Origin of the sequence: Micromonospora sp. NPDC002389, assembly GCF_040296095.1 — a bacterium.
Taxonomy (GTDB): domain Bacteria; phylum Actinomycetota; class Actinomycetes; order Mycobacteriales; family Micromonosporaceae; genus Micromonospora.
This window is the reverse complement of the sequence record NZ_JBEOWP010000005.1, coordinates 319336-329380: the sequence shown is the minus strand read 5'-3', so window position 1 is coordinate 329380 and position 10045 is coordinate 319336. Positions and strand designations below refer to the sequence as shown.

Genomic DNA, 10045 nt, shown 5'->3' with positions numbered 1-10045 from the left:
CGGGGACTGTCGCGCGTCCCGTCCGGGATGCCACGGTCACGGGGAGACGATGAGGAGCCGTGGCGTGGTCACCCACCTTCCCTTGATCACCCGTCCGATGGCGGAGCTCTGCGCCGACGGACGTACGGTGTTCCTGCCCGGCGGGGCGATGGCGGTCGTAACCGACGAGATCCCCACGGCGGACGACCCGTTCCTCCAGTGGGCCGCTGCCGCTGCCCGGGTCTCCGGCCCACTGGCCACTCCGTTGTTCCCGCAGGAGGACTCGGAGCTGCTGCGTCGCATGCTGGCCCGGCAGTCGGCCGAAGACCTCGACCTGACTCCGGTGCACTGGCCGGAGTCGGCCGGGCCGGTGACCCTGCCGGCTCTGGCGGAGTGGGCCGACGACCTGCGACTTCCCGCGCAGGTGCTGCGTGCCCAGCTCGACGGCGACGGCACGACGGACGAGCCGGTGCCGTACGGGCCGCATCGCGTCGTCGACCTGGACGCCGAGGGCCGGATCACCGCCCCCGGCACCGGCGTCACGGTGCGGCTGGCGCCGATGGCACACCGCGAGCCGTCGCCCTGGGCGGACGTACCCGCCGGGGCGTTGGAGATGCTGTCCGGGAAGCCGTACCTCTCCGGGCGGATCGTCTTCTCCGCCGACGGTGTCGAGGTCGGCCTGCCGGCGGCGCTGACCAACCACCGGCACCGCGCGGCACTGCGTACCCACGGCCTGCGCTTCACCTCCGGCGACGACGCCCTCGCGGCGACCGGAGCCGAGCGGGTGGACGAGCCGACCGGGTACGTCGACCTGGCGTACCGGATGGACCAGGCCGGTGCCGGCGCACACGCCGTGGTCGTCGTGGACGGCCCGGACGGCGAGTCGATCCATCTGGCGGTGAACGACGGGGCCCGCAACCTCTCGCTGCTCGGCCCGGACGGGTCGGTGCTGCTGCCCGCCACCGAATCCGGCCGGATCCGACTCGCCCTGTACCCCGGGGAGCCGGTGAGCGTCGAGGAGCGACTGATCCAGATCGCTGCGGCTTCGACTGGTAGCTCGGCCGCGGTGTCCACCGGACCTTCCTGGGCGGAGACCACCCGCAACGAGGTCGCGCTCCACACCTGGCAGGCGGCCGACGGCACGGGCCGGGTCATGGAGATCATCGGCCCGGCGGCGGCGGTGTCCACACACGACCTGGGCGTACTGGCGGAGGCGGCCGAGTACCTCGACCAGCCGATCATCGTGCTGGCCACCGAACGGCCCGGTCGGCGTCCCGCCCCGGAGCAGGTGTCGCTGCTGAACCGGCGTCTCTTCGTGCACCTGGGTGAGTCGGTCCTGGCCGGCGGTCATGACCCGGTGCCGGTCGTCTACACCCGCGCGTCCGCGTCGCCGGAACTCACCAGGGTGCTCGACGAGTACGGCGCGCCACTGGTGTACGAGGCACCCGGGCTCTCCGCGCCGGGTGCGGGCGGAATGCCGCTGCTCAACCTGGGCAGCGCGTGGACGGCGCGGCGACCGGGTGGCTCCCCGGGCGGGGGTGGCCAGACGGCACCGCCCGTCGTGGACGCGCTCAGCGTGGACCTGATCGAGGCGGCCACCGGTCTGCGCCGGGCTCCCGCGTTCACACCGCCGACCGTCCCGGTGGTGTCGTTCCTGTCCGCCTCGCTGACCGATCCGCAGGCCATCGTGTCCGGGCTGGACCGCGCCGGCCCGGCCCTGCCCGACCAGCACTCCCAGTTGCGCGATGCGGTGCACCGGGTTCCGTCCCTCGCCGGCTACCACGCGGTGCTCAGCCTGGCCAAGCCCCTGCTCCTCGACGGCCCGGCCCGGCCCGGCGGCGCGGCGGGCACCCGTGGTGCGGTTGGTGCCGGTGGCGCGGCCGGCTCCGCAGCGCAACTCGGCGCGATGGCGCCGATGCTCGCCGACCTGGCCGGGGTGTCGTTCGACGACCGGGCCAGCCACGCGATCCTGGCCGCGATCGGCGATCTGATCGAGGGCAACCGGTCGGCCGACGAGGTGACGACCGCCATCTGGGCGTTCAAGGACGACCTGCCGCGCGGCGGTGCGGTCCGGGCGAACTGGATCCGCAAGATCAATGCGCTGGTGCCGTTGGTGGCCGAGGGCCACCGGGAACCCCTCACACAGATCCAGGAGGCGATCATGACCTGTCCCGACCCGGACAGATAAGCCCGTCCCGGCGACTGAACGGGAGGTCACCCCGGCCCGTCGTGGAGGACATGAACGAGCGGAGCGTGGCCGGATGAGCCGGGTCGCCTTCCACCGTCCGGCCCGTCACATCCTTCCGGCGCTGCCGACGGACCGGATCGTGCTGCCCGTACCCCCCGAGGTGCCGGACGCCTCGACCGGTTCGCACGCCTGGAACCTGGTCCTGCCGCTGATCAGCAGCGTCGGCATGGCCGCGTACATGGTCAGCTTCGGGCAGCCGGCGACCATCATCCTCGGCTCGGTCTTCTTCTTCTCCTCGATCGCCGCCGTCGTCTTCCTCTTCCTCGGACAGCGGCGTACCCGAGGGGTCACGGCCCGCAAACAGCGCCGCCGGTACCGCAGCCACCTGCGGCTCGTGCGGGACCAGGCGCGGCAGAGCGCCAACGCGCAACGCGCCGCCTCCGCGCTCGCCAACCCCGAACCGGCCCGGCTCTGGTCGATCGGCGTCGGCGGCCACCGCGTCTGGGAACGCCGTCGCGACGACGCCGACTTCCTCCAGGTCCGGCTCGGCCGGGGTACGGTCCGACTGACCACCCCGATCGAACTCGACGCGAAGATCGACCCGCTGACCGACTACGACTGGGAGTCGCAGGAGGCCGCCGAACGACTGGTGGAACGACTCGGCGTGGTACCCGAGCAGCCGATGGTGGTCGACATCGGCCGGGCCGGGGTGATCAGCCTGCTCGGCCCACCGCCGGCCACCGCCGAGGTCGCCCGCGCTCTGCTCTGCCAGGTCAGCGTCTTCCACGCGCCGGACGACGTGCTCGTCGCGGTGGAGGCCGGCGGGGACGACCAGTGGCAGTGGGCGAAGTGGCTGCCGCACACCATCGACCCGGAACTGCGCGGCGAGGCGGGGGAGCTGTCGCTGGTCGGGGAGAGCCCCGCCGCGCTCACCGACTACCTGGAGGCCGAACTCCGACGCCGCCTCGACCAGCAGGGCAACCGGCGCCCGACCACCGGCGGACCGACCCTGCCCCGGCTGATCCTGGTGTTCACCAGCTTCGACCCGTTCTCCGAGTGGGGGCGTGGCGAGCTGATGGCCGCCCTGCTGGCCGGGGCCGGTCCGCATCTCGGCATCACGCTCGTCTTCCTGGTCCAGCGCGAGTCCGACGAACCGAGCCGGGTCAACCTGCGGCTGCGGTGTGGAGCGGACGGCCAGCTCACCACGGAGGGCAGGGCGGACCTGGTCGTCACACCCGCCACCGACTGCCACGTCGACCGGGTGAGTCTGGGCATGGCCGAGCTGGTCGCCCGGACCCTGGCACCGCTGCGGCTCAGCGACGAACGGGAGCAGGTCCTCGCCCGCACCGTCTCGCTCACCGAGATGGTGCTCGGCGGTGACCCGATGAACTCCGAGATCACCAGCCGCTGGATCGGTGCCGGTGACCCACGGCTGCTGCGCGCCCCGATCGGCACCGACGGGGACGGCCATCCGCTGGTGCTGGACATCAAGGAGTCGGCGCAGGGCGGCTCCGGCCCGCACGGCCTGATCGTCGGCGCCACCGGCTCGGGCAAGAGCGAGTTGCTGCGGACGCTCGTCACCGGCCTGGCCCTGACCCACCCGCCGGAGCTGCTCAGCTTCGTGCTGATCGACTTCAAGGGCGGCGCCGCCTTCGCCCCGTTGACCGGGCTGCCGCACGTCGCCGGTCTGATCACCAACCTGGCCGACGACGCCGCGATGATCGACCGGGTGCTCGCCGCGTTGATGGGCGAGCAGCAGCGCCGGCAACGCATGCTGCGCGACGCCGGCAACATCGACTCGGTACGCGAGTACCAGAGCCGCCGCGCGGAGGGTGCCGTCGGCACCGACGGTCGTCCGCTCGACCCGCTGCCGTACCTGCTGATCGTGGTGGACGAGTTCGGCGAACTGCTCTCCGGCCGGCCGGACTTCGCCGAGTTGTTCGTGCAGATCGGCCGGGTCGGTCGAAGCCTCGGCATGCACCTGCTGATGGCCACCCAGCGGCTGGAGGAGGGGCGACTGCGGGGCCTGGACTCCCACCTGTCCTACCGCATCTGCCTGCGTACGTTCAGCGCCAGCGAGAGCCGTACGGTGATCGGCACCACCGACGCGTACAACCTGCCACCGATCCCCGGTTCCGCGTACCTCAAGGTGGACGAGTCGATCTACCAGCGGTTCCGGGTCGCGCACGTCTCCGCCGGGTACGTCTCGGCCGAGGAACGTGAACGGGCCAGCGGTGCGAAGCCCCGCAACACCGTCGCGCAGTTCCCGCTGCGGGGAATGACCCGGATGACCGAGGAAGAACTGGACGAGCCGCCACCGGCAGCGGAGCGGGGCGGCCAGACCGAGCTGGGCATCGTGGTGGACCGGCTCACCTCGGTCATCAGCCCGGTGCACCAGGTCTGGCTGCCGCCGTTGCCGAAGGCGCTCGCCCTGGACCACCTGCTCGGCCCGGTCGCCCACCACCCCGGCCGGGGCTACAGTGCGAAGCACTGGCCGATGACCGGTTCGTTGGCCGTCCCCATCGGCCTGCTCGACCTGCCGCTGAAGCAGGAGCAGGAAACGCTGATGATGGACTTCGGCGGGGCACACGGCAACATCGCGATCGTCGGCGCACCCCAGACCGGGCGCAGCACGCTGCTGCGGACCCTGATGCTCGCCGGGATGCTCACCCACAGCCCCGACGAGATGCAGTTCTACTGCGTGGACTTCGGCGGCGGCACGCTGCACACGATGGCCGAGGCGCCGCACGTCGGCTCGGTGGCCGGTCGCAGCGATCGTGACCTGGTCAGCCGGATGATCGTCGAGGTCCGGTCACTGATCAGCGAACGGGAGCAACTGCTCCGCGCCCTCGGGCTGGACTCCATCGCCGACCTGCGCGACCTTCGCCGCGCCGGCAAACTGCCCGAGGGCGTACGCGCCGCCGACGTCTTCCTCTTCGTCGACAACTGGGGCGCGTTGCGGACCGAGTTCGACTGGGCCGACCCGGTGATCAACGAGATCGCCGCCCGAGGACTCGGCGTGGGCGTACACCTGATCATCACCACCGGCCGGTGGAACGACATCCGCCCCGCCCTGCGGGACAGCATCGGCACCCGGATCGAGCTGCGCCTCAACGACCCCGCCGAGTCCGAGGTGAACCGCCGCCTCGCCGCCCGGGTGCCGGCCAAGGTGCCGGGCCGGGGTCTGAGTCAGCCGGGCGTCTACTTCCAGCTCGTCCTGCCCCGGATGGACGGCCAGGACAGCGTCGACGGTCTGCGGGCGGCCCAACAGGACGTCCTCGGAAAGATCGCTGCCGGGTGGTCCGGACCCCCGGCCCCGCCGGTGCGCCTGCTCCCGGCACGGATCGACGCCGCCGAGGTGCCCGCGCCGCCGGACGCCGCCCCGACCGCCGTACCCCTCGGCATCGGCGAGTCCGACCTGAAGCCGGTGACCATCGACCTGATCCGCGACGACCCGCACTTCCTCGTCTTCGGCGACGCCGGGTCCGGCAAGTCGTCGGCCCTGCGTACCTGGCTGGCGGCGCTCTGCGCGCGACAGTCCGCCTGGGACGCGCGGGTGGTGCTGCTCGACACGCGTCTCTCGCTGCTCGACGCCGTGCCGCCGGACCACCTGGCCGCCTACGCCGGTGACCCGGACACCGCCAGCGCCTACGTCCAGCAGGTGGTCGCGAAGCTCACCGAACGGCTACCACCGGCCGGGATCAGCCCGCAGCGGCTGCGCCAGCGAGACTGGTGGGAGGGGCCGGACATCTATGTGGTGGCCGACGACTACGACCTGCTGCCCACCGGCTCTGCGGCTCCGCTCGCCCCGCTGTCCCGTTTCCTGCCGCAGGCCCGCGACATCGGCCTGCACCTGGTGCTGGCCCGCCGGGTCAGCGGCATGGCCCGCGCCATGGCCGACCCGCTGCTCAACCGGGTCAAGGAGATGGGCTGTAGCGGCCTGATCCTCTCCGGCGACAGCCGCGAGGGCGTCGTGCTGGGCAACGAACGCGCCGCCGCCCGCCCACCCGGCCGAGGAACCCTCGTCGAGCGGGCCCAACCGGGCCGACTGATCCAGGTCGCGCTCCCGCCGCCCGTCCCCGAGACACCCGAGCAGGACGAACCCGACACCGCCTCGACGTGACCGTCCCGGCCGTGGACGTAGTCGGGACGTGGATGGTCGTCCTGATGTGGATGGTCGTTGCGACGTGGATGGTCGTCGCGATGTGGACGCGTGGATCGCCGACGATCGGCAGGCGCGACCGCCGGCCGACGACGAGCAGGGCTGACGGTCCGTCTCTCGGCCTGTCGAGCTGATGGCGGCAATGAGTCACCCTGCCCGACAGCGTAAGCGGTTCAGCTCGATAGGGCGACACCCGCAAGTAGACGTGGCGCGGTCGTAGCCGAATCACCGCGACCTGCGTCGGCGGCCGCACCGGCCAACCCCGAACTTCGAGCCTGGGGTGCGGGGCCTCAGAGGGGGAGGCGTGACGTCCCCGTTCTGGGACAGCGGTGTGTCCCCTCGGGAAGCGGGTGGCGCCTCGCCTTGCCGGAGTGCGTGCCGGATGAGGGACTAGCGGGTGCTCCGTGTGGCCTGCGAGGCTGGGGCCATCGTCGCCGACGGCCGTGCGCGGCCGGGTGGACGCGGATCGGTGGGGAAGGGGTTGCTGTGGTCAGCGGGCAGGCGGATTTCAGCGAGATGTTGGCTCGGACCCAGGCGCTTGAGCACGAGGTCGCCGAGCTGGCGCAGTCGATGAGCAACTCCGAGGTGGTCGGGTCGGCGGCCGGCGGGGGCGTGACGGTCACGTTGGCCGACAGCGAGTTCCAGGCGGTGTACATCGACCCGCGCGTGATGGAGACCTGCGACGCGGACGAACTGGCCGACCTGGTGCTGGCGGCGCTGCGGGACGGGACCGAGCAGTTGCGCGTGCAGGCTGCCGAGCGGATGACGCTACTGACCGAGTCGATCAGCAGGCTGGCCGGGTAACAACCGATCGTGGACCCCACCGAGGCGACGCAGACGCCGGCCCGGCGGGCGGTGCGGTGGCGGTCGGACTTCGTCACCGCGTTCGTCGAGCACGCCGGGTCGAAGCCGGCCAGCGACCGGTTGTCGGTCAGGCTACCGACGCTGATCACGGTAACCGCGGTGTGCATGCTGATCTCCCTGGTGGTGGGGATCTTCTGGCAGCTCATCAGCCCACGATCCAAGGCCGGTGCGGCGGACCCGGGCTACGTCGCGACGGCGGGCTGGGGCTGCGACACCACCAACGACCACGGGTTCGACGTGCAGGGACGGACCGACCAGTGGCGTACGGTGGCCGACGGCGGATGGTCCGAGGGCGGCTGTCGGGGTACCTTCCAGACACTGCCGATCAGCAACGACGCCGACCAGTCGGTCCAGTGGTGGTTCGTCCCGTCCACCGGCGGGCAGTGCCGAGTCGAGGTGTACGTGCCGCGTGGCACGTCCGGCGCCGGCACCTGGGTGACCAGCGTCCGCTACGAGGTGCTGGCCGGTCGCGGCGGCGCCGCGTACGCCGAGTTCGAGATGAACCAGGCGCAGAACACCGGGCGGTGGGTGGACGTCGGCGCGTTCCCGCTGCGCACCAACGAGTTGGCGGTACGCGTGACGGCGCGGGCGGCGGGCGAGGCCGACGCGCGACTCGCGGTCTCCGCCGTACGTGCCACCTGCGGCCGGTGACGGTCGCCGGCAGGTAGTGAGCCGGAAGAGGGAGGGGAACAGTGCGAGGGCTGCGCCGGATCGTCGTGGTGTGCCTGACCGCCCTGGCCGTGCTCGGGCCGGTCGGGCCGGTCCACGCCGCCCCGGCCGACACGCCGGCCGGCTCCAAGTACTACGTCGTCGGTGAACCGATCGCCGGCCAGCGCGAGTCGCTGTACGAGATCTCGGCCCGGACCCTCGGCACCGGCCGGCGGCACCTGGAGATCTTCGAGTTGACCAAAGGCCGTCCGCAGCCGGACGGTGGGCAGCTCACCGACCCGATGGTGCTGAAACCCGGCTGGGTGCTGACGCTGCCCGCCGACGCCAGCGGTCCCGGCGTCTACGACGAGTACCCGGTGGCGACGCAGGCGGCCCCGCCCGCGCCCCGGGACCTGTCGACTCCGGGACGGCAGGGCGCCCCCGTCTTCGAGGCCATCGGGGTGTTCGCGGCCGTCATGTTGTTCGCGGTGGCGGTGGCGGTGCTCCGCGGTGGGCGTGGTGCGCGAGGCGCCACGGCACCGGCGGTGTCCGCCGCCCCGCCACCCCTGTCGGACCCGCCGCCGCTCTCCGACCCGCCCGCGCCGTCGGACGCGCCACCCGTACCCGGTCACCCGGCCCGGTCCAGCCCGCCGCCGACCGACGCCGAGCGCGAGCTGGTGCTGGCCGGGGCGCACTCCTCCGCACCGCCGGTCGTGGACCCGTATCCGGCGACCGCCACGTCACGGGCCGCGTACCTCCCACCGACGGCGCCCGAGCGACCGGTGGCACCGGAACGGCCGACCGCACCCGAACGACCGGCGCGACCGTCGCTCGCCGGCCGTCTACGGCCGGTGGGGCCGCCCTCTCCGGAACTACCGCGCCGGACGCCGTCGCCGTCCCCGGTACCACCCCTGCCGGAGCCGTCCGCCGGGCCGCGTCGACCGGAGGTCGCTGTCGACGCCACCGAGCTCAGCGCCGACCTGCGGGCCGAAGGGCTCAAGCTGAGTGTCTCCCTGAACGGGGCCCGGGACGGGGCGGCAGCGCCGTTCGGCTGGTACGGCCCGGGTGAGGCACCGCCGGCCGCCACCATGCCGCTGCTGCTCGGCGACCGTGACGGCTGGCGGCTCTATGTCGACCTGGTCCGCTGCCCGGACGTGCTGACCGTCGCCGGCAACCTGCCCGACGGGCAGCGCTACGCGCGCCGGCTGATCCGGCAGGCCCTGGCCGACGGCAACGAGGTGACCGTGGTCGGGGACGTCCTCGGCGAGTCGCTGCCGAACGGATGCAGCCGGGTGGCGCAACTGTCCGACGTGGAGCCGTCGCCGACTCCGGGCATCGTGATCTGCGCCCGGCTCGCCAACGGCGACGGACGGGTGGCCCGCGAGCTGCGTACGGCCGGAGTGCAGGTGCCGGTGGTGCTCGGTGAGGTGACGCCGTCGCGCTGGTCGATCTCGGTGCGGCCGACGGAGGAGCCCGGTGTCGAGCTGTCGTGAGTGGAGTGGACTACGAGGCGGCGCGCCAGCCGTGCGACAGGTGCCCGTGGGTCAGCCGACCGTGCGTCACGCGTCCCTGGGTCACGTGACCCAACTCGATCGCCATCCGGGTCAGCTCCGCCTTGTTCGTCACGTTGAGCTTGGCCCGGATCCGCTTGGCGTACGTGTTCACGGTCGCCTGGGACAGCCCCATCCGGGTGGCGATCTGCGCGTGGGTGAGCCCGAGCGCGATCCAGCGCAGCGTCTCCACCTCGCGCGGGGCCAGTCCGTTCTCGTCGGCGTCCGCCGGGCGCGACAGGTCGGCCGCGAACCGGTCGGCCAGTTCCGCGCCGATGTGCAGCCCACCGGTGGCGACCACGCGCAACGCCAGGCGTACGTCGGGTTGCTCGGCGTACCGGGTGATCACGCCTCGGGCCCCGGCCCGGACGGCGGAGAGCAGGCCCGGCGGCTGCTCCCAGGTGGCGCAGACCAGCGGGGCGCCACGGGTGGCGAGCTTCCCGATCAGCTCCAGCACGCTCGCGCCGGGCAGCGCCGGCAGGTCGATGAAGATCACCCGGTAGTCCGCCGGTCCGGCCTGCTCCAACTCGCCGACCGAGCCGACCGAGGGGCCGAGCGCGAGGCCCGGCTCGTCCTGCACCAGCCGCTCCATCCCGACCCGCGACAACGGCTGGTCGCAGACGATCGCGACCGTACCCAGATCCTGTTCCATCG

6 protein-coding genes are annotated in these 10045 nt (G+C 72.7%); 5 read left to right on the top strand and 1 reads right to left on the bottom strand.

Annotation, left to right across the window (positions count from 1 at the left end; translation table 11 throughout):
* Positions 1-64: 64 nt before the first annotated feature.
* The 5 genes from ABT008_RS12505 to ABT008_RS12485 all read left to right on the top strand — a co-directional run bounded on the left by ABT008_RS12505 (position 65) and on the right by ABT008_RS12485 (position 9334).
* Positions 65-2167: a hypothetical protein gene (locus tag ABT008_RS12505; protein WP_350696016.1), complete on the top strand. Its 2103-nt coding sequence runs from the start codon at positions 65-67 to the stop codon at positions 2165-2167.
* Positions 2168-2240: 73 nt separating this feature from the next.
* A complete protein-coding gene (eccCb, locus tag ABT008_RS12500; protein WP_350696014.1) occupies positions 2241-6290 on the top strand; it encodes a type VII secretion protein EccCb in 4050 nt (1349 codons plus the stop codon).
* A 525-nt stretch (positions 6291-6815) separates the two neighbouring features.
* The gene (locus ABT008_RS12495; protein ID WP_350696012.1) at positions 6816-7133 is read left to right on the top strand and encodes a YbaB/EbfC family nucleoid-associated protein; all 318 of its coding nucleotides are present in this window, start codon (positions 6816-6818) and stop codon (positions 7131-7133) included.
* A gap of 9 nt (positions 7134-7142) precedes the next feature.
* Positions 7143-7844, top strand: coding sequence for a golvesin C-terminal-like domain-containing protein (locus ABT008_RS12490; RefSeq protein WP_176092457.1), 702 nt, complete (start codon positions 7143-7145; stop codon positions 7842-7844).
* 41 nt (positions 7845-7885) lie between these two features.
* A complete protein-coding gene (locus ABT008_RS12485) occupies positions 7886-9334 on the top strand; it encodes a hypothetical protein (RefSeq protein ID WP_350696010.1) in 1449 nt (482 codons plus the stop codon).
* 10 nt (positions 9335-9344) lie between these two features.
* On the opposite strand, the gene ABT008_RS12480 is transcribed toward ABT008_RS12485, so the two are convergent.
* Positions 9345-10043, bottom strand: coding sequence for a LuxR C-terminal-related transcriptional regulator (locus tag ABT008_RS12480; protein WP_131051007.1), 699 nt, complete (start codon positions 10041-10043; stop codon positions 9345-9347).
* Positions 10044-10045: the final 2 nt, after the last annotated feature.